This window comes from Streptomyces sp. NPDC004658 (genome assembly GCF_040609555.1).
GTDB lineage: Bacteria > Actinomycetota > Actinomycetes > Streptomycetales > Streptomycetaceae > Streptomyces.
Genome location: NZ_JBEXKG010000065.1, coordinates 15,269 through 39,484, shown reverse-complemented (window position 1 = coordinate 39,484; position 24,216 = coordinate 15,269). Strand labels below are relative to the sequence as shown.

The 24,216-nt window shown below is 70.4% G+C and carries 18 protein-coding genes; 10 read left to right on the top strand and 8 right to left on the bottom strand.

What is annotated here, in order from left to right; genetic code table 11:
* Positions 1-221 precede the first annotated feature (221 nt).
* On the bottom strand, positions 222-962 hold the full coding sequence (locus tag ABZV94_RS22310; RefSeq protein ID WP_356342770.1) for a class I SAM-dependent methyltransferase: 741 nt from the start codon (positions 960-962) through the stop codon (positions 222-224).
* A 115-nt stretch (positions 963-1,077) separates the two neighbouring features.
* Positions 1,078-1,935 (bottom strand): hypothetical protein, encoded by an 858-nt coding sequence (locus ABZV94_RS22305; protein ID WP_356342767.1) that lies wholly within the window; start codon positions 1,933-1,935, stop codon positions 1,078-1,080.
* Between the two features lie 259 nt (positions 1,936-2,194).
* On the opposite strand from ABZV94_RS22305, the gene ABZV94_RS22300 reads away from it, so the two are divergent.
* Complete coding sequence (locus ABZV94_RS22300) at positions 2,195-3,277, top strand: ferritin-like protein (protein WP_356342765.1); 1,083 nt, start codon at positions 2,195-2,197, stop codon at positions 3,275-3,277.
* Between the two features lie 490 nt (positions 3,278-3,767).
* Positions 3,768-4,667, top strand: coding sequence for a DMT family transporter (locus ABZV94_RS22295; protein ID WP_356342763.1), 900 nt, complete (start codon positions 3,768-3,770; stop codon positions 4,665-4,667).
* Between the two features lie 87 nt (positions 4,668-4,754).
* Here ABZV94_RS22295 and ABZV94_RS22290 read toward each other — a convergent pair whose 3' ends face one another.
* Both ABZV94_RS22290 and ABZV94_RS22285 read right to left on the bottom strand, forming a co-directional pair.
* Positions 4,755-5,291, bottom strand: a complete 537-nt coding sequence (locus tag ABZV94_RS22290; RefSeq protein WP_356342760.1) for an isochorismatase family cysteine hydrolase — start codon at positions 5,289-5,291, stop codon at positions 4,755-4,757.
* A gap of 161 nt (positions 5,292-5,452) precedes the next feature.
* Positions 5,453-5,731, bottom strand: coding sequence for a GlsB/YeaQ/YmgE family stress response membrane protein (locus ABZV94_RS22285; protein WP_356342758.1), 279 nt, complete (start codon positions 5,729-5,731; stop codon positions 5,453-5,455).
* A gap of 358 nt (positions 5,732-6,089) precedes the next feature.
* Between ABZV94_RS22285 and ABZV94_RS22280 the strand changes: the two genes are divergently transcribed.
* Both ABZV94_RS22280 and ABZV94_RS22275 read left to right on the top strand, forming a co-directional pair.
* Complete coding sequence (locus ABZV94_RS22280; RefSeq protein ID WP_356342756.1) at positions 6,090-7,979, top strand: ATP-binding cassette domain-containing protein; 1,890 nt, start codon at positions 6,090-6,092, stop codon at positions 7,977-7,979.
* 197 nt (positions 7,980-8,176) lie between these two features.
* Positions 8,177-8,863: an SDR family oxidoreductase gene (locus ABZV94_RS22275; protein ID WP_356342754.1), complete on the top strand. Its 687-nt coding sequence runs from the start codon at positions 8,177-8,179 to the stop codon at positions 8,861-8,863.
* A gap of 102 nt (positions 8,864-8,965) precedes the next feature.
* Here ABZV94_RS22275 and ABZV94_RS22270 read toward each other — a convergent pair whose 3' ends face one another.
* From ABZV94_RS22270 to ABZV94_RS22255, 4 genes are read right to left on the bottom strand one after another with little or no spacing between them, the layout of a single operon-like run.
* Positions 8,966-10,216: an alpha-L-fucosidase gene (locus tag ABZV94_RS22270; protein WP_356342751.1), complete on the bottom strand. Its 1,251-nt coding sequence runs from the start codon at positions 10,214-10,216 to the stop codon at positions 8,966-8,968.
* A gap of 3 nt (positions 10,217-10,219) precedes the next feature.
* Positions 10,220-13,264, bottom strand: coding sequence for a glycoside hydrolase family 38 C-terminal domain-containing protein (locus ABZV94_RS22265; protein ID WP_356342749.1), 3,045 nt, complete (start codon positions 13,262-13,264; stop codon positions 10,220-10,222).
* A 44-nt stretch (positions 13,265-13,308) separates the two neighbouring features.
* Positions 13,309-14,646, bottom strand: coding sequence for a 6-phospho-beta-glucosidase (locus tag ABZV94_RS22260; RefSeq protein WP_356342747.1), 1,338 nt, complete (start codon positions 14,644-14,646; stop codon positions 13,309-13,311).
* The gene (locus tag ABZV94_RS22255) at positions 14,643-15,413 is read right to left on the bottom strand and encodes a DeoR/GlpR family DNA-binding transcription regulator (protein ID WP_356342774.1); all 771 of its coding nucleotides are present in this window, start codon (positions 15,411-15,413) and stop codon (positions 14,643-14,645) included. The genes ABZV94_RS22260 and ABZV94_RS22255 overlap by 4 nt, the downstream gene beginning before the upstream one ends.
* A gap of 127 nt (positions 15,414-15,540) precedes the next feature.
* Between ABZV94_RS22255 and ABZV94_RS22250 the strand changes: the two genes are divergently transcribed.
* The 6 genes from ABZV94_RS22250 to ABZV94_RS22225 all read left to right on the top strand — a co-directional run bounded on the left by ABZV94_RS22250 (position 15,541) and on the right by ABZV94_RS22225 (position 24,216).
* Entirely contained in the window at positions 15,541-16,563 is a 1,023-nt protein-coding gene (locus tag ABZV94_RS22250) for a carbohydrate kinase family protein (protein ID WP_356342745.1), read from the top strand.
* 55 nt (positions 16,564-16,618) lie between these two features.
* Positions 16,619-17,905 carry an extracellular solute-binding protein gene (locus tag ABZV94_RS22245; RefSeq protein WP_356342742.1) on the top strand — a complete coding sequence of 429 codons (1,287 nt, stop codon included), beginning with the start codon at positions 16,619-16,621 and terminating at the stop codon, positions 17,903-17,905.
* On the top strand, positions 17,905-18,861 hold the full coding sequence (locus ABZV94_RS22240) for a sugar ABC transporter permease (protein ID WP_356342739.1): 957 nt from the start codon (positions 17,905-17,907) through the stop codon (positions 18,859-18,861). Before ABZV94_RS22245 ends, ABZV94_RS22240 begins: the two co-directional genes overlap by 1 nt.
* Positions 18,862-18,875: 14 nt before the next feature.
* Positions 18,876-19,739: a carbohydrate ABC transporter permease gene (locus ABZV94_RS22235; RefSeq protein ID WP_356342736.1), complete on the top strand. Its 864-nt coding sequence runs from the start codon at positions 18,876-18,878 to the stop codon at positions 19,737-19,739.
* Positions 19,736-22,672, top strand: a complete 2,937-nt coding sequence (locus ABZV94_RS22230) for a glycoside hydrolase family 2 TIM barrel-domain containing protein (RefSeq protein WP_356342734.1) — start codon at positions 19,736-19,738, stop codon at positions 22,670-22,672. The genes ABZV94_RS22235 and ABZV94_RS22230 overlap by 4 nt, the downstream gene beginning before the upstream one ends.
* Before the next feature lie 176 nt (positions 22,673-22,848).
* Entirely contained in the window at positions 22,849-24,216 is a 1,368-nt protein-coding gene (locus tag ABZV94_RS22225; protein ID WP_356342732.1) for a TrpB-like pyridoxal phosphate-dependent enzyme, read from the top strand.

Sequence of the window (24,216 nt, the reverse complement as noted above, 5' to 3'; positions counted from 1 at the left end):
GGGCGCCGTGGCGCGCGGCGGCGGCCGGATGAGGCAGCGGCGGCGGGGCCCGTGTCCCGGGGGACGGCAGGTCCCGGTGTACGGGATGTCGGGATGACCAGCGCGGTCTCGCCGCCGCCGTCCCGCCCGGCACCGGACAAGGGTGCCGGGCAGAGGCCCGGGGGCCCACCGCCGGGGCCGGTCCGGCGTGGGGATGCCTTCACGTCTCGGCGCGGCGGAACTTACGGTTTGTGGGTCACCCAGAGCAGTTCCGCCGGCCAGCGGTGTGCCCAGTCGGGTGGGTCGGTTTCGTTGTAGCCGTTGGGTGTTCCTGGTTCGGGCCGCGGCTCGATGAGGTCGTCGATGACGAGACCCGCACCGCGCAGGACCCTGACCCAGTCGCCGTAGGTGAGCTGATAGCTGGTCGCGCCGTCGTCTTCGGCGATGGTGTTCAGCCCGAAGTAGTCCTGCTGCAGCGTCGTGGTCACGCGGGCGGCGGCTTCGTCGTAGCAGGCTTCGAACCATGGGCTGGCGACGTTGAACACCAGGCGCCCGCCTCGGTTCAAGACGCGTGCGGCCTGGGGGACGGCCAGGTGCGGGGGCGCCCAGCTGAGCCCACCGAAGTCGCAGAACACCAGGTCGAAGCTGTCGTCGGCGAAGGGGAGTTGTTCGGCGGCACCTTGCACCAGCGGGTAGCGGACCGCTCCCATCGCGCGGGCCGCTGCGGCGAGTTGGGCTTCGGACAGGTCGATCCCGATCACGGTGGCGCCCTCGGCGGCGAGCGCCCGGGACCACTGGCCGGCGCCGCAGCCGAGTTCGAGGACGCGCTTGCCGGTGACGTCGCCCAGGGCGTGCAGCTGTGCGTCGGGGATGGAGTACATGCCCCACAGCCGGGGTGTGGCGCCGATGCGCGGGTCGTGCTCGTGCTGGTAGGCACTGCTGATCTGGTTCCAGAACCGCCTGTTGGCGGGGATGCTGTCCACGCGCCGACTCCAGCACCACCTGCCGGGGACAGTCAACACGATTAGGCACTGGCCGGCCCCCGCCTCGGTCCGACCCTGGCGAGGCCGCGGGAACGGACATGAGACGGTGCACGGATCACCACTGGTAGAGGTACTGCTGCCAGGTGGCGTAGTACCCGGTCCCGTAGTACGTCCATGTGTCGGTGTCGAGCAGCAGCACATGGCCGCCCCAGTACGCCGATTCGTTCAGCTGGAAGACGGACCACCACCCGGTGTTCTGCGTCGGGGTGCGGCTCGTGCGCACGGCTCGGGACTGGAACCAGGCCCACATGTCCCGTGCCCGGATGGGCCGGCGGGCGGAGGTGTAGCACCGGGCGTTGATGTACGGGTTGGCCATGGCGAGTTCCGTGTATCCCGCGCGGATGAAGGCGTCCGAGAGGAAATGCGCGCAGTTGTTGGCGAACGTGTCGCCGCCCTGGCAGCTGGCCGTCCAGTAGCTCCCCACGGAAGACAGGGGCGGGAGGACCATGGGCAGCGTCACCTGGGCCGTGTCCGCGCCGGCGTAACGGGGGGCGCCCGCCGGCTCCTCGGTCGGCGGGGCGGCGATGTGCTCCATCTGTTCGGCGGTCACCGCTCCGCTCGCGGGGGCCGGATCCTCCGCCCGCCGCGGGGAAGCGGGCGGCGCGATGTTCTCCATGGCGACCGGGAACGGGTCCGGGGGCTCACCGGCGCGCATCCGGCTCAGGCGGAACGCCGTGGCTCCTGCCCTCACCCACACCCTCACCCGGTCCTCGCCGAGCTGTTCACGTTCCATGATGTCGGACTTGGCGAACGAGTAGACGCATTCGTCGGACACCGCCACCATGATGTTCCCCGGGATGTTGCCGTCCTCCCGGCTGTAGCCCTCGAAGGGGACGGTCGAATTACGCCGCGCGGCGCGCTCCATCAGCGAACTGAGATCGCTTTGTTGAGCCTTCATAATGTTCTCGGCCATGTTGATTTCCTTCTCAACAATGCGCTTTCTTCATGACGTCGCGGTTTTCTGCTCCCCGCCTTTCAGCCTGCACCTGTACGCCAATTTGCGCCACCCATGAAGTTGTGCTTCAGCGAGGCGGCATGCCGCTCGGCGACGTACGATGAAAAGGGCTGTGATTCGAGGTCCGTTACCGGAAGAAACTCCCACGAAAACCGACGAGGACTTCGTGTCCGAGGGCTCTCCACGCACCTCACCGAGGACGCGAAAGGGGCATGTCGTGACCGCGCTTGTCGACTACCGGAGCGACCGGATCGTCCAACTGATGCAGGAGCCCGTCGAGCGACGCGACGCGCCCTGGTTGCAAGAGTCGTTGCAACAAGCCGTTCTGCTGGAACTCGCCACGCTCCCGCCCTACTTGTGCGGACTGTGGTCGATCGAGGACCCGGTCCAGGACGAGGGCGTCTACCACGCCGTTCGAGAGATCGTCTTCGACGAGATGTCGCATCTGGGCCTCGCCGGTAATCTGCTCACCACCGTGGGCGGCGTCCCCCGCCTCGCGGACGAGAGGACGGCCCCCTCGTACCCGGGAGCCCTGCCCGGCGGCGTCCGTCCGGGCCTGACCGTCTTCCTGAGCGGCCTGACCGAGGATTCCCTGGACATGTACGCGTCCATCGAGCAACCCGACCACCCGATCGCGGAAGCCACGGCGCATACGTCGATCGGGGCCTTCTACAGCGCCGTCCTGGCGGCCTTCCGGGACCATCCGGAGCTGATCACCGGGGCTCACCAACTGACCAGGAACATGGGGCACCACGGCCAGGGCAACAGCGTCGTGCCTCTCAGGTCGCTCGCTGACGTCGAGGCGGCGATCGGCGTGATCAAGGAACAGGGCGAGGGCACCTCGGCGTCGCCGGAGAACCCCCATCCCGGGGAGGCCGGGGAGCTGGCCCACTTCTACGTCTTCCGGGAGATCCGTCACGGCCACAAGCTCGTCAAGACCGCCGAGAACCCGGACCGGTGGGAGTTCGTCGGCGACGAGATCCCCATGCCTCGCTGCCGGCGCATGGGCACCGTGCCGGCCGGTGGCTGGGGAACAACGGGCGCGTCGGCGCCCGACCCGGACACAAGGCGGCTCCTGGACGAGTTCAACCGCTCCTACAGCGAGATGCTGCGGCTCCTGGAAGCGGCTTGGCAGACGGATCTGCCGGCGAAGGCCAAGGAGCTGCTGAACAAGGCCGTGAACCAGATGTTCGACCTTCAGCAGCGGGCTCCCACGCTGATGGAGCGTCCGCTGCCCGGCGGCAGCGGCGAAACCTACGGGCCGGAGTTCCGCTACGTCCCTGTTCAGCTTCCTGACTGAAGCCTGGCGCGGGCCCGCTGACGGCGATCTGACGGCCGAGGGCGCAGAACACGACTGGTGCGATCTCGAAGGGACCCATGTCCGCGGCGTGCCCAGTTGAACCGCACATCACACCGACCGTGGCGCCCAGGATCTTCGGCCGGATCGCGGAGACGCGGTCGGCGGCCCACCCGGCGCCCAGAGCAAACCGGGCAGACCTCACCCTCACGGCCACGCCTCCCCGCGCCCGCGCAGTCCGACGCCACCCTCTTCCCGTGTGCGTACCCCGCCCCGGCCACCAAGAAGGCGCGCCCCGGAGCACGGGCGGCGGGCCTGTCCCGGCACGACGGGTCCGCCGACCTGGCCGACCCGGTGTCGCCGGGGATTCCGCAAGGGCTCGACCCGGCACCGAAGCGACAGAGCGCCCGGCGGAATGTCCTGCCGACCGCGTTGGTTGTTTTCAGCCACAGCGTGTGGCGGTATCCCGGGGCTGACAAGGAGAGCAGCGGCCATGATCTTTTCCGTCGTTCTCGCCGTTCTCGCTGCCTGCAGCAACGCGCTGGGAACGGTGCTGCAGCGGCGTGCGGCGCTGACCGTGCCCGCGTCGACGTCACTGCGCCTCGGGCTGCTGGCCGACCTGCTGCGGACGCCGGTCTGGCTCGCGGGCATAGCCGGAGTGACCCTGTCGGCGGTCCTCCAGGCACTGGCGCTGGCCTCGGGTTCGCTTGCCGTCGTGCAGCCGGTCTTCATCCTGGAGCTCCCACTGGCCCTCGTGATCGGCGGGATGGTCTTCCATGTGCGTCGATCGCGCAGGTCCTGGACGTCGGTGGCGTACATCGCCGTCGGGCTCGCCGTCTTCCTGCTCTCGCTCGCGCCCTCCGGGGGACGTGAGCGGGTCCCGGTGGTCTGGTGGGTACCGACCCTCGTCGTCATCGGGGCCATCGGAACCGCACTCGTGCTTTCCGCCCTGCGCAGGCCCTTCGGCCTGACGCGTGCGGCCGCCCTGGCCGCCGGTGCCGCTCTCGGCAACGCACTGGCCGCCGCACTGATGAAGACCGCCATGGACGTCCTGGACGATCAGGGGCTCGTCGCGTTCCTCCTGTCCTGGCAGACGTACGGCTTCGCGGTGATCGGCGGCACGTCCCTCTTCCTGCTGGGCACCGCGATGCAGGCCGGACCGCTCATCGGCTCACAGCCCGCTCTGACCCTCACCGACGCCGTGACCGGTGTCGTACTGGGAGTGACGCTCTATGCCGAGCAGCCCCGTACGGGGCCGTGGATCCTGTCCGCCCTGCTCGGCTTCGGCCTGCTCACCTACGGTGTCATCCGGCTCTCCCGGACGCGTTGCCTGGCTGAGTGCCTGAACGCCGACGAGGAGGCACTGGACCGGGCGGAGAAAGCCGCGGTGTAGCGCCGCGCGGTGCCGGCCGGCCGATGCGGAGGCCGGCGATCACGCCCTCGCCACCGTGCAAGGCCCGGTCCGCGACGAAGGCCCGCTTCACACCCACAGTTCCTGGCTTCCGCACACACGCGCACCCATGTTGCGCTCCATCATCCGCAGTGCGGCCTGAGCGAGGTCCTCGTGGATGTACGCGACGGCGTCCTGCGGAACGACGACGTCGAAGTGCCGGATGTGAGCATCCAGGGCCGAGTACAGCACGCACTGCTCGGTCACCTGCCCTGCGAGCACCAGCCGGTCGACGCCCTGCTGCTGCAACAGGTAATGCAGCGGTGTCTCGAAGAAGATGGAGTGTCGGGCCTTGAGCACGAAGAGCGAGTCCGCATCGGGCTTCACAGGCTCGACGAGGTGGGCATGAGGAGTGGCCAGAGCCCGCTCGAGCAACTCGCCGTGATGTGAACGCCACTCGCCGAAGTTGTCATTGACGTAGATGACCGGCACCCCGCGACCACGTGCCCGTCCCAGGAGGTCGGTCAGGACCGGTACGACCTGTTCTGCCGAACGGATCAGCTGGTCGGCGTCCTTGTGGTCGTAGGTGTTGATCATGTCGATGACGATCAGCGCGGTCTTGCTCATACGCTCAGCGTTCCACCGATGGGCGATGAGCCAACGCCTGCGCGCCGGGCAAGATGCGGCAGATCGCCGTCCTGGGTCCGTGCCACACCGTGGCGACGGCTCCCCCCGCGGATCAGGGGGGAGCCGTCCGGAGATGTCCGGCCGCGTGCGGCGTCAGGGGATCAGGCGTGTCGGTGCGTGTGGCGGTTGCCGGCGATGAGGCGGTACACGGCGAGCAGGATCAGGGAGCCGACGATCGCGGCGATCCAGGTGGAGAGCTCGAAGAACCCGTCGACCGAGTCGACGCCGAAGATCACCTTCCCGAGCCAGCCGCCGAGCAGGCCACCGGCGATGCCGATGAGCATGGTGACGATGATGCCGCCCGGGTCCTTGCCCGGCATGATGGCCTTGGCGATGGCGCCGGCGAGCAGGCCGATGATGATCCACGCGATGATGCCCATGATGTGTCTCCGTCTCGCTCTGTAAAGACTGTGTTAGCTCCTCGTCTGTACCGTCCGCGCTCATACAAACGTGGGATCTCGGTTCGCGGCTGCCGAAGTGGAAAGACCCCGATGACCGGTCTCCGCCCGGTGTGCGCCGCCGGGGCGAACAGGCGGCAGCCGCGAACGCCCGGCATCGGCGTTTCGGCCACCCTGCCTCCCCCGCGTGCCCGTTGCGGCGCAAGGGTCCGTGCATCCTCCACACGCCGACGCGCCCTCTGTCCCGGGAATCCGACCGCGACCGAAACACATGTGTTCGATATCGCGACGTGGTCGTTGAGCCTGACGACCACGCCGGACAACCGTCAGGGGGACCGCTTTGACCTCGCCCGCCACGAACGAGCAGCAGCCCACCGCGCCACCCCCTCCGCCGCCGGCGGAGATCACGTACAGCGGGCAGTACTCCGTCAATCCGCTCGCCGAGGTCTCGTTCCGGAGGATGTGCGCGCGGATCCCGGCCGTCCTGCGCCGGATCGCGGAGCTGTCGTGGCGGACGGACCGGCGAGCCGTGCAGCTCCTGCTCGGCTGCCAGCTCCTCACGGGCGTCTCTGCCGCCGTGGTGCTGGCCGCCACGGCCCGGGCCATGGCACCGGTCCTCGGGGACGGCACCGCCGGCGAGCGGCTGCGCGGCGCCCTCCCGGCGCTGTTGGTCGTGGCACTCGCCGCCGCGCTGGGCCGCACTGCGGGCGCGGTGGCCACGTACGCGGAGCGGCGCATCACTCCACGGCTGACCACGCAGACGGACTCCGCGCTGGTCGAGGCGGTGTGCCGGGTGGAGGCCTCGGCGTACGCGGAGGACGGCTTCTCCGATCGCCACGAGGCGGCCGAGATGGGGGTGATCCGCACGCACGTCATGGTCACCGACGCTCAGCGGTTCCTGTCCGCGCTGATCCGCATGGTCACCGCCGGGGGCGTACTGTCGGTGCTGAACCCGCTGGTGCTGCCGCCCCTCCTGCTGGCGGTACTGCCCGCCGGCGTCGGCGCCGTGCTGACCGCCCGCGTCGACTACGAGATCCACTACGCCAACATCGCCGACCGCAACGTGCGGGGCATGATGCGCTGGTGGGCGACCGAGTCGAAGTACGGCGACGAGGTCCGCGCCAACTCGATGACGGACTACCTCGTCTTCTGGTACCGGGCCCTGTCCGACCGGTGCGACCGGCGCAGCCTGGCCGCCGCCCCGCGCACCCTGCGGATCGCCCTGCTCTCCGCACTGGCCGGCGGGGTCTTCCTCGTCGCGACCTGGGTCGCGCTGGCGTGGCTGGCGGTGTCCGGCCGGATCGCACTGGCGGTCGCGGCAACAGCGGTCATCGCCGTGCAGACCACGCTCGCCGCGCTGTCGCAGGTGGTCGTCAACGGCGCCGCGGTCTTCCACACCAGCTTGTACCTGGGCGACATGCAGGCCTTCCTCGATCACGCCGCCAGCCGCGCCCCCAGGCGCGGCCCCCGCAGGCACGCCGCGCCGACCGAGGAGATCCGGCTCGAGGAGGTCGTCTACCGGTACCCGGGCAAGGACAGGCCCGCCGTGGACGGTGTCTCCCTCGCGCTGCGACGCGGCCAGATCCTCGCGATCGTCGGCGCGAACGGGTCGGGAAAGTCCACGCTCACCCGACTGCTGACCGGGATCCACCTGCCGGACAAGGGCAGGGTCACCTGGAACGGCAACGACCTCGCCGAGGTGGACCCCGCCACGGTGTGGGCGAACACCGGCCTGGTGCCGCAGATCTTCGCGCAGTGGCCGCTGCGCGTCCGCGAGAACGTCACCCTCGGCCAGCCTCGCACCCACGACGACGCCCCCGTGTGGGAGGCCCTCGACGCGGTCGGTCTGCGGGAGGCCGTCGAGGACCTCCCCGCGGGCCTGGACACCCTGCTGGCCCGCGATGTCTTCGGCGGCTCGGAGCTTTCCGGCGGGCAGTGGCAGCGCGTGGCGTGTTCGCGGGCCCTGTACAGGCGGCCGGGGCTGCTGATCCTGGATGAGCCCACCTCCCAGATGGACCCGCGCGGCGAGCACCGGATCTTCGAGCAGATCAAGGCCATCGCCGCCGACCGCATCACGATCGTGGTCACGCACCGCCTGGAGAACACCAGGATCGCCGACCACATCGTCGTGATGGAGCACGGCCGGATCACCGAACAGGGACGGTACGACGACCTCGTCCACGCCGGAGGGACCTTCGCCGAACTCCTGGAACTCTCCCAGGACCGCTGATCCGCATCTCCCCCGCCCCGTCCCCGGGAGACCTTCGGGGGGAGCCGTGCCCCTGCCCCTCGTCGCTGCCGAGTGCCGGTCGCGCGCTGTCTCGCATGCGTCGGTACGGCGTTCGATGCACGCTGGTGGTGGAGAGGAACCGCGTCCCTCGCCGGGTACCGGCTGCGGCCGGCAGGCGGCAGCGGGAAGGAAGTGTCATGGAGATCGAAGGATCGAGCGCCCTCGTGACCGGCGCCAATCGTGGCATCGGCCACGCGTTCGCCCGCGCGCTGATCGCCCGGGGAGCGGCGAAGGTGTACGCCGGTGTCCGCGATCCGCGGAGCGTGAACGACGCTGACCTGACCGCGCTCCGTCTGGACGTCACCGTGCCGGAGGAGGTCGCCGCGGCGGCCGCGGCCGCCGACGACGTCACCATCGTGATCAACAACGCGGGCGTCGGAGGTTTCGACACCAAGCTGCTGACGGGCTCCTTCGACGGCGCGCGCGAGGCGATGGAGATCAACTACTTCGGCACCTGGGCGGTGTCCCGTGCCTTCGCCCCGGTCCTGGCCCGCAACGGCGGCGGCGCCCTGGTCAACATGCTGTCGACGGCCTCTTGGGCCTCCCGGCCGGACTATCCCGGGTACGCGGCCTCCAAGGCAGCCCAGTGGTCCTTGACGGGAGCGCTGCGGGAGGGCCTGCGCGAGCAGGGCACTCTGGTGATCGGCGTCCACGCCGGTTTCGTGGAGACGGATCTCAGCTCCTTCACGGACGCACCCAAGATCAGCGCGGAGGACGTCGCGGAGCAGACCATGGACGCTCTGGCGAACGACCAGGTCGAAGTCCTCGCCGACGAGCGGAGCCGGCAGGTCAAGCGCGCTCTGTCCCAACCAGTCGAACGGTGAGAACCAGTCGGACGGTGAGACGAGGCCGGCCCGGCCCGGAGGGCGGGCCGGCGCACGTCGGCTGTGGCGGGGTGTGGGGGGCTGGGCCGCTCGGCAAGGGGGTCAGAACCGGCCGGCCCCCCGGTACAGCTCCAGTTCGCCGTCCAGTTCGACGGCGAGGACGGTGGCGTGCGGGTCGAGGTCGTACTCGGCCGGCGGGTCGATCCACAGCACCCCGACCGCCTCGTGGAGTCCGCCGATCACCCGGTGGCGGAGTTCGGTGCCGGTGCCGAGGACGGTGACCCGGTTGACCTTGGTGGCCAGGCCCCGGACGCCGATCTCGGCGCGCGGGGCGTCGAACACGGTGAGGTAGAGGGTGCGCCGGTCGGGAGAGAGGGTGCTGGGACCGTAGTGGTGCCCGGCCGGAAGGCCGCGCACGGTGCCGTACACCGCCTCCGCGTGTCGGCAGATCCACTCCCCCAGCCCTTCCAGGCGCTCGACCTGCGGCTGCGGGATGGTGCCGTCCTCCATGGGGCCGACGTCGAGCAGCAGGTTGCCGCCGCCGCCGATGGTCTCGGTGAAGTAGCGGATCAGCTGGGCGAGGGACTTGTGGTTGTGGTCGTGGTGCTGGTAGCCCCACGAGTCGTTGATCGTCAGGCACAGTTCCCAGGGGCCGTCCGGGGGCACGACGGGGACGCCCTGCTCGGGGGTGGCGTAGTCGCCCTCGCTGAGCATGCGCGCGTTGAAGACGACGTCCGGGACGTACGAGCGGATGAGCGCGGCCAGTTCGGGGATGCGCCACTGCTCCTCGCTTCGGTCCCACTCGCCGTCGAACCACATCAGGTCCGGCCGGTAGCGGGAGGCCAGTTCCCGTATCTGGCCGTCCCGGTAGGCGAGGAAACGCTCCCAGGCGTCCAGGTCCTCGTCCTCGGCGGCCACTTCCGAGTAGCGGTTGTCCTCCAGCTCCGGCGGGCGGCCCGGCTTGCGGGTGCTCGCGTAGTCGGGGTGGTTCCAGTCGGAGTGCGAGTAGTACAGGCCGACCTTCAGGCCCTTGTCGCGCAGGGCGTCGGCGTAGGGGCCGACGTAGTCCCTGCCGAGGTCGAGGTCGCCGTACGCCGTGTCCCACAGGGCGACGCCGTCGTGGTGACGGCTGGTCAGGACGGCGTACCTGGCGCCGGCACGGACGAAGAGGTCCGCCCACGCCCTGGGGTCGTAGTGGGCGCCGGTGAAGCGGTCCAGCTGGGACATGTACTGGTCGTGCGGCACGATGTCGTCGTAGAAGGACCAGGACTCCTGGACCCCGTCGACGGCGTAGATGCCCCAGTGCACGAAGATCCCCAACTTGGCGTCGGTGAACCAGGGTTGCATCGCCATGGGTCAGCTCCTGCGCAGGCGGAGGGTGAGGATCTGGAAGGGGCGCAGCTCGACGGGCACGGTGTCGCCGTCGGTGGCCGCGTCGCCGAGGGGGCGCTCGAGCAGGTCGGTGACCTGGGCGGCGGCGAGGGGGAAGCCGGTGCGCAGGACGCCCTGGGCGCGGCCGCCGCGGGACTCGTAGAGGCGGACCACGACGTCGCCGGAGGAGTCGTCGGCGAGCTTGACCGCCTCCACGGTCACCGACTCGCCGTCCACCGAGACGACGGGCTGCGGCTCGCCCGCGGCCTCGGCGACCCGCAGCGGCAGGTTGAGGGCGTAGCCCTCGGCGACCGCGTCCGCGATGCTCGCGCCGGGCAGGAGGGAGTAGGTCAGGCGGTGCCGGCCCTGGTCGGCTCCGGGGTCCGGGATGCGCGGGGCGCGGACCAGGGACAGGCGGACGGTGGTGGTCGTACCGCCGTCCTCGCGGACCGTGCGGGAGACGTCGTGGCCGTACGTCGAGTCGTTGATGACGGCGACGCCGTAGCCGGGCTCCGCGATGTGCAGCCAGCGGTGGCCGGAGACCTCGAATCGGGCCGCCTCCCAGCTGGTGTTGGTGTGGGTGGGCCGTTGGACGTGGCCGAACTGGATCTCGGCGGAGGAGTGCGGGGCGCGGATGTCCACCGGGAAGCCGGCCTTGAGGAACTTCTCGGCCTCGTGCCAGTCGATGTCCGTCTCGAAGTCGATCCGGGGGCTGCCGGCCCGGAGCGTGATCGTCTGGGTGATCTTCGAGCCGTTGCCGAACGAGCGGCTGACGCGGATCGCGCCGAGGAGCGGGTCCTGCTCGACGACCTCGACCTCCGAGGCGTCCAGCAGGTCGGTGTAGCGGTTCTTGTAGTGCTTGTCGACGTCCCAGGCGTCCCAGTAGTTGGGGAGGTCGGTGTGCAGGCGCAGGAGGTTGCCCTTGTCGGCGAGGACCTCACGGTTCGCCCGCAGGTCGTACACGGAGGACAGGGTGCCGTCGTCGGCGATCCGTACGCGCACCAGGCCGTTGTCGATGACCCGTCCGTCGACCGTCACCGGCCGCGGTGCCTTGGCGCCGCCCGTCAGCGGCGCGCTGCCGCTCGCCGGGACCTCGACGTACGCCGGCGCACCCGCGCCGTCGCGGACGACCTCGGCGCGGGGGTAGGGGCTGGTGTTGAAGACCCGGGCGGTGCCGGTGCCCAGCGCGGTGATCGCCTCGGTGGTCAGCGCCTCCAGTTCCTCGGCGACACGCGCGTATTCGGCCTCGGCCTCGCGGTGCACCCAGGCGATCGAGGAGCCCGGCAGGATGTCGTGGAACTGGTGGAGCAGGACGGTCTTCCAGAGCCGGTCGAGCCGGTCGTGCGGATAGCGGTAGCCGGGCGCGTGCAGGGCGGCCGTCGTGGCCCACAACTCCGCCTCGCGCAGCTTGTGTTCGCTGCGCCGGTTGCCCTGCTTGGTGCGGGCCTGGGAGGTGTAGGTGGCGCGGTGCAGCTCCAGGTAGAGCTCGCCGACCCAGACCGGCGCGTCCTCGTACTCGGCGCGGGCTTTGGCGAAGAACGCGTCCGGGTGCTCGATCTCGACCCTCGGGGAGCCCTCCAGGTCCCTCAGGCGCCGGGCGCGCTCCATGATCTCGCGGGTGGGGCCGCCCCCGCCGTCGCCCCAGCCGAAGGGGGCCAGCGAGCGGGTCGCGGCGCCCTTCTCGGCGTAGTTGCGGACCGCGCGGGACATCTCCTCGCCGCTGAAGCAGGCGTTGTAGGTGTCGACCGGCGGGAAGTGGGTGAAGATGCGGGTGCCGTCGATGCCCTCCCACCAGAAGGTGTGGTGGGGGAACTTGTTGGTCTGGTTCCAGGAGATCTTCTGGGTGAGGAACCATTCGTTGCCGGCCAGTTTGGCGAGCTGCGGGTAGGCCGCGTTGTAGCCGAAGGAGTCGGGCAGCCAGACGCCCTTGGTCTCGATGCCGAAGTGCTCGATGAAGAACCGTTTGCCGTGCACGAACTGGCGGGCGACGGCCTCGCCGCCGGGCAGGTTGCCGTCGGCCTCCACCCACATGCCGCCGACCGGCGCCCACTGGCCCTTCTTGACCGACTCCTGGATTCGGGCCCACACGCGCGGGTGGTTGTCGCGCACCCACTCGTACTGCTGGGCCTGCGAGCAGGCGAAGACGAACTCCTCGTACTCGTCCGCCAGCGCCGTCACGTTGGAGAAGGTCCGGGAGGTCTTGCGCTTGGTCTCGCGGATCGGCCACAGCCAGGCCGAGTCGATGTGCGCGTGCCCCACGCCGGAGATGCGGAGGGCGCTGGCGTGGGCCGGCTTCGACAGCACCGGCTTCAGGGCCTCGCGGACGGCGGGCGCCGAGCCGGAGACGTCGTCCAGGTCGAGCAGGTCCATCGCGTGGTCGAGGGCGTGCGTGATCTCGTGCCGGCGCGGGTCGTGCTCGCCCAGCTCCAGCATCAGCTCGCGGAGCACCTGAAGGTCCAGGTCGAGGTGCCAGACGTCTTCGTCGAGGACGGCGATGTCGGCGCGCCTGAAGGTGTAGAGCGGCTTGTCGCCGGCCGTGAGGATGTCGCCGAGCGGGGTGGGGGCCGCGAAGTCGCCCGCGAGGATGTCGGGGTTGGAGGCGGCCTCGAGCAGGTAGTCGACGGCCTCGCCGCCGGCCGCCGGGTGGGCGATCGGCACGTACTGGTTGAGCGGGTTGACCGCCTTCAGCGGCGTTCCGTCGGTGAGGTGGACCAGGGCCTCGGCCTGGTTGCCGGGCCAGTCGCCCACGAAGCCGAGGTCGATGACGGCCTCGACGCGGCGACCCGCGAACTCGGCGGGCACCCGGCCGTGCAGCCGGAACCAGGTGGTGCCCCAGGGCGGGCCCCACGGGGTGTCCATGGCGAACGGCTCGTACGGGGCGGCCGCGGCTTCCTCGAAGGGCACCGGCTCTCCGGGGGCCTGCCAGGCCGCCACCTCGAAGGGGACGGTGGCCGCGTGGATCGCGGGCTTGATGCGCTGGTGGTGGAGGCGCTCTACGCGCTCCTCGATCCGGCGGCGTTCGTCGTGCATGGAGGTCTCCAGAAGAGGGCTGGAAGCGCTTGCTGAGCGGCTGGCTAGGTGAGGTAGGCCAGGCCGGGATGGACCGCGGTGTAGCCCTCGACCAGGCGGCGGGCGACGTTGACCGAGTCGACCAGTGGGTGCAGCGCGAACGCCTTCACGGCCGTCGCGCGGGAGCCGGACTCGGCGGCCGCGAGCACCTCGCGCTCGACGGCCTTCACCACGCAGACCAGCCCGGTGGCGTGGTCGGGCAGCGGGTCGACGGTGACCGGGTGGGCGCCGTTCGCGTCGACGAAGCAGGGCACCTCGATGACGGCGTCCCCGTCGAGCACCGACAGGGTGCCGCGGTTGCGGACGTTGAGGATCAGGGTGGTGCGCTCGTCTCGGGCGATGGCGCGCATCAGGGCGAGGGCGACCTTCTCGTAGCCGCCGGAGAGGTCGTCGGCGTCGCGTTCGCCGGCGCCCGCGGTCTCCCGGTTCTCGGCCATGTAGGTCGCCTCGCGCTCGGCGCGGGTGCGGTTCCAGACGTCCAGGGCCTGCACGCCGGGGTCCCTGACCTGCTGGTAGAAGTGCGCCTGCTGGTCGCGCAGGAAGGCGCCTCGGGTCTTCTCGGCCTGCTGGTAGGCCCGGACGGCCTCGCGGTTGAAGTAGTAGTAGTGCAGGTATTCGTTGGGGATCGCGCCGAGGGACCGCAGCCAGTCGGCGCCGAAGAGCTTGCCCTCCTCGAAGGAGCCGAGCAGGCCGGGGTCGGCGAGCAGGCGCGGGAGTTCGTCCCGGCCCGCGACGCGCAGGCCGCGCACCCAGCCGAGGTGGTTGAGGCCGACGTAGTCGATCCAGGCCTCCCGCGGGTCGGCACCGAGGACCCGGGCGATGCGGCGGCCGAGTCCGACCGGGGAGTCGCAGATGCCGATGACGCGGTCGCCGAGGTGGCGGGACATGGCCTCGGTGACCAGGCCGGCGGGGTTGGTGAAGTTGATGACCCAGGCGTCGGGGGCCAGGCGGGCCACCCGCTGGGCGATGTCGACGGCGACGGGGACCGTCCGCAGACCGTAGGCGATGCCCCCCGCGCCGACCGTCTCCTGGCCGAGGACGCCCTCGTCCAGCGCGACCCGCTCGTCGTTCGCGCGGCCCTCCAGGCCGCCGACGCGGATCGCGGAGAAGACGAAGTCGGCACCGCGCAGGGCCTCGTCCAGGGACGTGCTGACGGTCACGGTCGGGGCGTCGTCCACGGTCGACGCCTGTTCCGCCAGCACACGGGCCACCGCCTGCAGCCGGCTGTCGTCGAGATCGTGCAGGACGACCTCGGTCACCCGCCCTTCGCCGCGGTCCGTCAGCAGTGCCCCGTACACGAGAGGCACCCGGAATCCCCCGCCGCCCAGGATCGTCAGTTTCACGTCCGTCCCCTTCCTGCTCCTGCCATGACCACCTCGACGCCGGCCTCCTCCAGGGAGGACCGGGTCGCCGGGTCGATGGGAGCGTTGGTCACCACCATGTCCAGGTGCTCGGGACCGCATACCTTCGCCATGCCCGTACCCGGGAACTTGGCCGCGTCGGCGAGCAGCACGACCTTGTCGCTCGCGTCGATCATGGCCCGCTTGACCGGCACCTCCACGACCGTCGTGTCCATCACCTGTCCGCCCGGGCGGACGCCGCTGGTGCCCAGGAACAGCCAGTCGGCGTGCAGCTGGCGCAGGTTGTCCTCGGTGAGGAAGCCGACCAGGGACCGGTACTCGCGCCGGACCATGCCGCCGAGCAGCACCAGTTCGATGCCCTCGTCGTCGGCGAGTTCCTCGTAGACCACCAGGTTGCTGGTGATGACCGTCAGGCGGCGTCCGTGCAGCCGGCGGGCCAGCCGGTAGGCGGTGGTGCCGATGTCGAGGAGCACCGACTGACCGTCGGCGACCATGGCCGCGGCACGCTCCGCTATGGCGTCCTTCTCGGCCACGCGCACCTCGGCGACCTCGGCGAAGGGCTGGTCGCCCTCCTCCACGACCGCGCCGCCGTGCACCCGCGTGAGCAGCCCGTCCTCCTCCAGCTTGACGAGGTCGCGCCGGATGGTGGCGGGGCTCACGCCCAGCTGCTCGGAGAGATCGGTCACGGCGGCGGGACCGCCCGAGCGCAGGGCCCGCAGGATGAGTTGATGTCGTCGTTCTGCCAGCACGCCGTGAACACTACTCTTCATCTTCAATCAAATCCATGCTCACTTCTGCTCGACTATTGACCAATCTCGGCGAGCGGCGCACGATTCCGGTCATCGAAATTGACGAGTTCTGACGAGAGGGTGGCGTGTGGACGACGACAGGCCCGATGTGCTGCTGACCGGGCTGCTCTTCTACGACCTCGTCCTCACGGGGCTCGCGAAGCCGCCGACACCCGGCGAGGAGATCTGGACGGCCGGCATGGGCTGCGGCCCCGGCGGGATCGCGAACCTCGCGGTGGCCGCGTCCCGGTTCGGTCTGCGCACCTCGCTGGCCACGGTCTTCGGCGACGACTTCTACGGTGCGCACTGCCGGGACGTCCTGCGCGACCAGGAGGGCGTCGGCCTCTCCCTCTCCCGCGTCGCGGACGGCTGGCCCACCCCGGTCACCGTCTCCCTCGCACACGGCGGCGACCGCGCGCTGGTCACCCACGGCCAGGAGCCGCCGTACTCGCAGGACGCGCTGATGGGCGACCCGCCCGAGGCGCGCACCGCCCTGGTGCACCTGGAGGCCGAGCCCCGCGAGTGGATCGCCAAAGCCGCCGCGAACGGCACCCACGTCTACGCGGACGTCGGCTGGGACTCCACCCAGCGGTGGTCCCGCGACCTCCTCGGCCAGCTCGCGCTGTGCCACGCCTTCCTCCCCAACGAGCACGAGGCCATGGCCTACACCCGTACCGACACCGCGGCCGCCGCGCTGCGCGCCCTCGCGGAGCTGGTCCCGGTGGCGGTGGTGACGCGCGGCGGTCACGGTGCGGCGGCCGTCGACCAGACGACCGGCGAGTACGCGGAGGTACCGGCCCTCGACGTGGACGTCCTCGACGCGACGGGCGCCGGGGATGTCTTCGGGGCGAGCTTCGTCGCCGCCTCGCTGGGCGGCTGGCCGCTGGCGGAACGGCTGCGGTTCGCCGTCCTCGCCGCCGGGCTGTCCGTCCAGCACCACGGCGGCGCACTCGCCGCCCCCGGCTGGTACGGCGTCGACCGCTGGTGGCGCCGCGCGCTCACCGACCCCGACCTGAGGCGCACCTACGGCTTCCTCGCGGACCGGCTGCCGGCCGACCCCGGACCACCGGTGCGGTACGCGCCCGTCACTCCCCCCGCACCCCGGCGCTGACCCCGCCCCCACGCTCATGCGAAACCACGAGAAGATCCGAAAGGCGGTGGGAGCAGTGCGGCTCTCACGTAGAGGCCTGCTGCGCGCGGGCCTGGCCGGTACGGCCGCCACGGCGCTCGGCGGCCTGGCGTCCGGCTGTGCCGTTCCGACCGGTTCCAGCGGCCGGAACATGGTCCTGTGGTACTGGGACGGCGGGCTCAGCGACACCGTCGTCCAGAAGGCGAAGTCCCGCTACGACGCGCACGTCGACCTGGAGGCCATCAAGATCGGCGGCTACTACCGGTCGAAACTGCTCACCACCATGACCGGCCGGGCCCACATCCCCGACATCGCGGGCCTCAAGGGCGAGGACATGGCGTCCTACCTGCCCAACGCCGACCAGTTCGTCGACCTGAGGACCCTGGGCGCCGACAAGTACAGGGGCCAGTACCTGCCGTGGAAGTGGGAGCAGGGTCTGGCCGACGACGGCACCATGGTCGGGTTTCCGATCGACTGCGGGCCGGTCGCGCACTTCTACCAGTACGCGGTCTTCCGGAAGGCGGGGCTGCCCTACGAACCCGAAGACGTCTCCCGGCAGCTGAACACCTGGGAGAAGTTCTTCGCGGCCGGCGAGCAGCTGAGGAAGCGGATCCCGGGGACCTGCCTGCTCACCGACATCACGTCCGTCTTCACCAACGCGGTGCAGCAGGGCAGCAAGCGGTACGTCGACAAGGACCGCCACTTCATCGGCGACCAGGCGCACGTGCGCGACGCCTGGGCGCTGGCCGTGGAGGCCAAGCAGCGGAAGATCGTGTCCGACCTGGTCACCGGCACACCGGACCAGCTGTCGGCCGTGCAGGACGGCAAGCTGCCCAGCCAGCTCGGCGCCTCCTGGGCCACGTACGACCTCAAGAGCGGGGTGCCGAACACCAAGGGCAAGTGGCGCGTGGCGCAGATGCCGGTCCGGCCCTCCAACAGCGGCGGATCGTTCCTGTCGATCACCAAGGCGTGCCGGGAGCCCGAGCAGGCGTTCCGGATCATCACCTGGATCCTGGACGCGGCCAATCAGGCCCAGGGGTACGTCGACGCGGGTCTGTTCCCCTCCACCCCCGCCACGTACGGCATGAAGCACCTGCGGGAGCCGGACCCCTTCTTCGGCGGCCAGGTCACCACCGACGTCTTCGGCCCCGCCGCGCAGAAGATCGTGGTCGCCTACAACAGCCCGTACGACGTGGCGCTCTCGCAGCCCATCCTCGACGAGATCAAGAACGTCGGTGTCCTCGGCAAGGACCCGAAGAAGGCCTGGAGCGACGCCATGAGCAAGTGCCGCCGGATCGCCAAGCACCTGGGGGTGAGCTCCTGATGGCCACCGCACTCGACAAGCCCACGCCGATCGTGGAAAGCCTGCCGGCCGGCCGGCCCCGCACGGGTCTGCGCAAGTACTGGCACCTCTACGCCGCGATCTCCCCCTTCTACCTCCTCTTCCTCTGCTTCGGCCTGATCCCGGTCGGCTTCTCGCTCTACGTCTCCCTGCACCGCTGGGACGGCCTCGGCTCGATGGAGTGGGCGGGCCTGTCGCAGTACCAGTACCTGCTGAGCGACGGCGACTTCTGGCAGTCGGTCGGGAACACCATCGTCATCTGGGCGCTGGCCACCTTCCCCATGATCTTCCTGGCGATGGTGACGGCCGTGATGCTGAACTCGGCGGTCCGCTTCAAGAACGTCTACCGCTTCGCCTACTTCCTGCCGAACGTCACCTCGGTGGTCGCCGTCGCGATCGTCTTCGGTTCGGTCTTCTCCACCAACTTCGGCCTGGTGAACGCGCTGTTGCAGGCGGTCGGCCTCGATCAGGTGGCGTGGCTGAACACGCCGTGGGGCATCAAGATCGCCGTCGCCACGCTGATGACCTGGCAGTGGACCGGCTACAACGCGATCATCTTCCTGGCCGGCCTGCAGACCGTCCCGAGCGAGCTGTACGAGGCGGCCCGCATGGACGGCGCCGGTCCGGTGCAGACCTTCTTCCGGATCACACTGCCGATGCTGCGCCCGGTGCTGCTGTTCGTGCTCGTCGTGTCCACGGTCACCGGCCTGCAGAGCTTCTCCGAACCGCAGGTGCTGCTGCAGAACACCGCCAACGAGTCCACGTTCTCCGGCGGTCCGGGCCACGCGGGCCGCACGATGGTCCTCTACTTCTTCCAGCAGACCTTCGACAACAACGACTTCGGCTACGGAGCCGCCGTGGCGTGGGGCGTCTTCCTCGTCGTCATCCTCTTCTCGATCATCAACTGGCGCCTGGTGCAGCGCCGGGGCGAAGACTAGGAAGGCCGATCACCATGGCAACCATCCAAGGAACCCGCAGGCCCCAGCGCATACGGAGGACCCTCACCCGGGGCATCGCGCTGCACGCCGTACTCGTCGGCGGTCTGCTGCTGTCGGCCTTCCCGTTCTACTGGGCCGTCATCATGTCGACGCACACGTCGTCGGAGATCTTCGCCTATCCGCCGAAGCTGCTGCCGGGCTCGCACTTCCTGGAGAACGTCCGCAACCTCTTCCACAGCGTCGCCTTCTTCGGCTCGATGGGGAACTCGCTGCTGGTGGCGGGCTCGGTGACCTTCCTGGTGCTGTTCTTCGACTCGCTGGCCGCCTTCGTCTTCGCCAAGTTCGACTTCCCCGGCAAGAACGTGCTGTTCGCGGTGCTGATGGTCATCTTCATGGTGCCGGCGCAGCTGTCCGCCATCCCGCAGTTCGTGATCATGGCGAAGCTGGGCTGGATCGGCACGATGACCTCGCTGATCGTGCCGGCCGCGGCCAACGCGTTCGGCATCTTCTGGATGCGTCAGTACATGAAGGGCGCCATCCACGACGAACTCCTCGACGCCTCCCGCATCGACGGCGCCAACTTCCTGCGCCAGTACTGGCACGTGGCCCTGCCGGTGGTCCGGCCCGGCCTGGCCTTCCTCGGCATCTTCACCTTCATGGGCCAGTGGAACGACTACGCCTGGCCCCTGATCGCCCTCACCAACCCCCGCAACGTCACCCTCCAGGTGGCCCTGTCCCAGCTCAACGGCACGCACGGCACCACCGACTACGGCATCGTCGTGACCGGCGCGCTCCTCGCCCTCATCCCCCTGCTGATCGTCTTCGCGATCGGCGCCAAGCAGATCATCGGCGACCTCGGGAAGGGAGCCATCCGTTGACGGACCCGCTTGTGGCCCTGCGCCCCTGGCAGGCACCCGAGGTGACCTCCTGGGGACGGCTGCCCATGCACGCCGTCGACCGGCGCTCCGGCGCCCTCTGCCTGGACGGCGACTGGCGCTTCCAACTGCTGCCGGCGCCGGAGGCGGCGGTCCACGGCACCTGGTCGACGGCCCACGTCCCGGGCGCGTGGACCATCCAGGACACCGACGACCTGCCGCAGTACACGAACGTCCGCATGCCGTACCCGGAGTTCCCTCCGCAGGCGCCCGCCGCCAACCCCACCGGTGTGTACGAACGGCACGTGGACGTCCCCGCCGGCTGGGCCGGCCGCCGGATCGTCCTCCAGGTCGGGGCCGCCGAGAGTGTGCTGCTGGTCCACGTCGACGGACGGCCCGTCGGGATCTCCAAGGACTCCCACCTGGCCGCCGAGTTCGACCTGACCGGCGTCGTACGCCCCGGTGAGCCCTCGGTCGTACGGCTGACCGTGGTCAAGTGGTCCGACGCCACGCACATCGAGGACCAGGACCAGTGGTGGCACGGCGGGATCACCCGTTCCGTGCTGCTGTACACGACCGACCCCCTGCACCTCGCGGACGTGACCGTGCGGGCACGACAGAACGGCGACCTGCGAGTGGACTGCCTGGTGCGCAACGCGGCGGGCGACCGGGCGCTGCCCGAGGGCTGGTACGTCACCGGTGACCTGGACGGTGAGCCCCTGTCCCAGGACACCGAGTTCGACCGGCTCAACGCGGAGGACGAGCGGGTCTCCGACTTCCTGGGCGAGGCCCGTGTCCGCGCCGTCGTGCCCGAGGTGCGCACCTGGAACGCGGAGCAGCCCGAGCTGTACGGGCTGACCGTCCGGCTGCACCGCCCGGACGGCACGGTCGCCGACTCCTCGTACCACCGCATCGGCTTCCGGGACGTCCGAATCGTCGGCCGGGACCTGCTGGTCAACGGCGAGCGGGTCTTCATCCGCGGCGTCAACAGGCACGACTTCCATCCGCTGACCGGGCGGACGGTGTCGTACGACGACATGCGCGCGGACCTGGTGCTGCTGAAGCGGTTCGGCTTCAACGCGATCCGCACCTCGCACTACCCGAACGACCCGTGGCTGTACGACCTCGCAGACGAACTGGGCTTCTACGTCGTCGACGAGGCGGACATCGAGTCCCACGACCACGCCCATGAGATCGCCGACGACCCGCGCTACCTGAACGCCTTCGTGGACCGCGTCGCGCGCATGGTGCTGCGCGACAGGAACCACCCCTCGGTCATCGTCTGGTCGCTGGGCAACGAGTCCGACTACGGCGCCAACCACGACGCGGCGGCGGGCTGGGTGCGCCGGCACGATCCCACCCGGCCGATCCAGTACGAGGGCGCGGCCAAGCGCGGCTGGGCGGACCCGGACGTGGCCTCCGACATCGCCTGCCCCATGTACGCGCCGCTGGAGGACTGCCTGGCCCACGCGCTGTCCGGGCAGCAGACCAAGCCCCTGATCCAGTGCGAGTACTCGCACGCGATGGGCAACAGCAACGGCACGCTGGCCGACCTCTGGGCCGCCATCGAGTCCACTCCGGGCCTTCAGGGCGGGTTCATCTGGGAGTTCCGGGACCACGGAATCCTCCAGCGCGTGAGCGACGGCAGGCCGGCCGGGCGCGCGGGCGCCGGAATGTACGGCAACGGTGTCGCCGCGCCCGGCCACCGCTGGGCGTACGGCGGTGACTTCGGCGAGACCCTGCACGACGGGGCGTTCGTCGCGGACGGGATCGTCTTCCCCGACCGCACCCCCAAGCCCGCGATGTACGAGCACCGGGAGATCGCGGCACCGGTGCGCATCCGGTCCTTCCGGCACGAGGGCGTCGTCCTCGCCAACCATCAGCACTTCCGCGGCCTGGACTGGCTGACCGGCACCTGGGAGCTGGCGCTGGCCGACGGCCGCACCCTGACCGGGCCGGCCGAACTGCCCGACCTGCGGCCCGGTGAGACCGCGGCCGTACCGCTGCCGTTCGCGGTGCCGGCCGACGGCGGCGAGGCCTGGCTGACGCTGCGGGTGACGACGGCCGAGGACCAGGCGTGGGCACCGGCCGGTACGGAGGTGTGCACGCCCCGGATCCGGTTGCGGGCGGCGGACGCGCCGAGGCAGCCGGTCGTGGCCGGTCCGGCCGTCGAGGTGGACGCCGAGGGGCTGCTGCGCCACCCGCTGCTGACCGCCGCCCCGACGCTGACGCTGTGGCGGGCGCCCACCGACAACGACGAGCTGGGCGGGATGGCGCCGCGCTGGCGCGCCTGGGGCCTGGACCGGATGGTGCGCAAGGTCGTCTCCGTGGACCGGGACGGCGAACGGGTCACCGTGGCGGCTGCATACGCCTGCGCCCTCGGAGTGGTACGGCACCGGCAGGAGTTCACGCCTGTCGAGGGCGGCGTCCGGGTCGACGAGTCGGCCGAGCTGCCCGAGGAGTTCCACGACGTGCCCCGGATCGGCTCGGTCTTCGAGACGGTGGGCGGGCTCGATCTGCTGGAGTGGTTCGGTCAGGGCCCCTGGGAGTCGTATCCGGACCGGGCCGCCGGGGCACCGGTCGGCCACCACGCCCTGCCCGTCGACGCCCTGTTCACCCCGTACCTGCGCCCCCAGGAGAGCGGCGGCCGGCACGGCGTACGGCGGTTCACGCTGTCGTCGCCCGGCGCCGGCGGACTCGCGGTCGAGCTGGACGAGCCCCGCCAGGTCTCCGTCACCCGCTACGGCGCCGAGGACCTCACCGCCGCCGCGCACCACGACGAACTCACGCCGCGGGCCGGCTGTGTGGTCCACCTCGACGCCGCGCACCGGGGCCTCGGTACGGCCTCCTGCGGCCCCGACACCTTCCCCGCCTACCTCGTCACACCGGGGGTGCACCGCTGGAGCTGGACCTTGCGCGTGGTTTCACCGCGGTGACACAAGGTGATGTGCCATGTCGCACCTGCGGAGGGCCGGAATTCGTGCCCCTTTGGGACTAGTCAGATCTGCGGACTGCTCAGCCCCGCAAGCAGGCAGAACGGGCGAAGCCGTCCGGCTTTCCCCTTCCTAGGATCCCGGAGCAGGAATGTCCTGGCCTTCGAAGGGAATCACCGGTGCTGAAGCGCGTCCTGCTTTCCGAGACCGACCTGCCCGACCGTTGGTACAACATCCTTCCCGACCTTCCCAGTGCTCTCCCCGGCCCTCTCAACCCCCTGACGATGGCTCCGCTCCAGCCCGGGGATCTGGCCGACCTGCTTCCACAGAAGGTCATCGAGCACGAGTTCACGCGGGAGCGCTGGGTGGAGATCCCGGAGCGGGTGCGGGACGTCTACAAGATCTGGCGGCCCTCCCCGCTGGTCAGGGCGGAGCGACTGGAGCGCGCCCTCGACACCCCGGCCCACATCTACTTCAAGTTCGAGGGCGCGTCTCCCTCGGGCTCCCACAAGCCGAACACCGCGGTCGTCCAGGCGTACTACGCCGCCGAGGAGGGCGTCCGCCGGCTGACGACCGAGACCGGGGCCGGGCAGTGGGGATCCGCGCTGTCGTTCGCCGGCGCGCTGTTCGGGCTCGAAGTGAACGTCTACATGGTCCGCGCGTCCTTCGAGCAGAAGCCCTACCGCAAGTCGCTGATGCAGAGTTGGGGCGCCCAGGTCTACGCCTCGCCCACCCGGCGGACCGAGGCCGGCCGTCAGATCCTGGCCCAGGACCCGAACTCGCCCGGCAGCATCGGCATCGCCATCAGCGAGGCCGTGGCGGACGCGCTGAGCCGCGAGGACACCAAGTTCGCGCTGGGCTCCATCATGAACAACGTGCTCCTCCACCAGAGCGTGATCGGTCTGGAGGCCAGGAAGCAGATGGAGATCATGGGCGAGTACCCCGACGTGGTCATCGGCTGCGTCGGCGGCGGCTCCAACTACGCCGGGCTCGCCTACCCCTTCCTGAAGGACCGGCTCAGCGGCGAACGCCCCCGGACCCGGTTCGTCGCCGCGGAGCCCGAGGCGTGCCCCACCCTCACCCGCGGCAAGCTGGCCTATGACTACCCCGACACCACCGGCCTGACCCCGCCGCTGTACATGCACACCCTGGGTCACGGCTTCATCCCCGGATCCATCCACGCCGGCGGCCTGCGCTACCACGGCGACGCGCCCAGCCTGTGCCTGCTGAAGGAGCACGGCCTGGTGGAGGCCCGGGCTTTCCCACAGACGGAGATCTTCGACGCGGCGGTGCGCTTCGCGCGGAGCGAGGGCTTCGTCATCGCCCCCGAGTCGTCGCACGGGCTGAAGGCAGCGCTGGTCGAGGCGCTGGCCGCCCGCGAGGCGGGGGAGGAACGGGTCATCCTGTTCAACATCTCCGGGCACGGCAACTTCGACCTGGCCGCCTTCGACTCCTTCCTGGCCGGGACGATGGAGAACCCGACGGTCACGGACGAGCAGATCGCGGCAAGCCTGAGCGAACTCCCGTCGCCCACCGCCTCGGCCTGA

Bases quoted from the DNA above. Each gene is read 5' to 3' on its own strand.
- ABZV94_RS22305 (WP_356342767.1), bottom strand. From the start codon at position 1,935: ATGGCCGAGAACATTATGAAGGCTCAACAAAGCGATCTCAGTTCGCTG.
- ABZV94_RS22295 (WP_356342763.1), top strand. From the start codon at position 3,768: ATGATCTTTTCCGTCGTTCTCGCCGTTCTCGCTGCCTGCAGCAACGCG.
- ABZV94_RS22290 (WP_356342760.1), bottom strand. From the start codon at position 5,291: ATGAGCAAGACCGCGCTGATCGTCATCGACATGATCAACACCTACGAC.
- ABZV94_RS22285 (WP_356342758.1), bottom strand. From the start codon at position 5,731: ATGGGCATCATCGCGTGGATCATCATCGGCCTGCTCGCCGGCGCCATC.
- ABZV94_RS22275 (WP_356342754.1), top strand. From the start codon at position 8,177: ATGGAGATCGAAGGATCGAGCGCCCTCGTGACCGGCGCCAATCGTGGC.
- ABZV94_RS22270 (WP_356342751.1), bottom strand. From the start codon at position 10,216: ATGGCGATGCAACCCTGGTTCACCGACGCCAAGTTGGGGATCTTCGTG.
- ABZV94_RS22265 (WP_356342749.1), bottom strand. From the start codon at position 13,264: ATGCACGACGAACGCCGCCGGATCGAGGAGCGCGTAGAGCGCCTCCAC.
- ABZV94_RS22240 (WP_356342739.1), top strand. From the start codon at position 17,905: ATGGCCACCGCACTCGACAAGCCCACGCCGATCGTGGAAAGCCTGCCG.
- ABZV94_RS22235 (WP_356342736.1), top strand. From the start codon at position 18,876: ATGGCAACCATCCAAGGAACCCGCAGGCCCCAGCGCATACGGAGGACC.